Source organism: Pseudomonas sp. GW456-12-10-14-LB2 (assembly GCF_002884345.1).
GTDB lineage: Bacteria > Pseudomonadota > Gammaproteobacteria > Pseudomonadales > Pseudomonadaceae > Aquipseudomonas > Aquipseudomonas paraglycinae.
In genome coordinates this window covers 1-326 of the sequence record NZ_POHV01000099.1, presented here as the reverse complement: position 1 = coordinate 326, position 326 = coordinate 1, and the positions used below count along the sequence as shown (strand labels likewise).

At 65.6% G+C, this 326-nt stretch carries 1 protein-coding gene; it reads right to left on the bottom strand.

Annotated features, from left to right (window positions below; translation table 11 throughout):
* The coding region (locus C1X29_RS28250; RefSeq protein WP_146023290.1) for an RHS repeat domain-containing protein at positions 1 to 326 on the bottom strand (326 nt) is incomplete at both ends.

Sequence of the window (326 nt, the reverse complement as noted above, 5' to 3'; positions counted from 1 at the left end):
TGCGGGGTGCCGAGGTGGTCGAGCTGGTAGTAGAACGGGCAGGCGCGTTTCGGGCCTTTGCCGTCGAGCATGGCCAATGGGCGGAAGGTGCCGGGTTCGTAGATGAAACTGCGGTGCTGGGTCGGGCTGCTTTCGGCGATCAGGTGGTCGCCTTGCCAGAAGAACTCGGTGGTCTGGCCGTTGACGGTTTTGCGGATGCGCCGGCCGAAGGCGTCGTATTGGTAGGTGGCGCTAGTGCCATCGGGACGCGTGAGGCCGATCAGGCGGTGCTGGCTGTCGTAGCGGTATTCGGTGACAAGGGTTTGCGCGCGGCCGCGGCGTTCGCG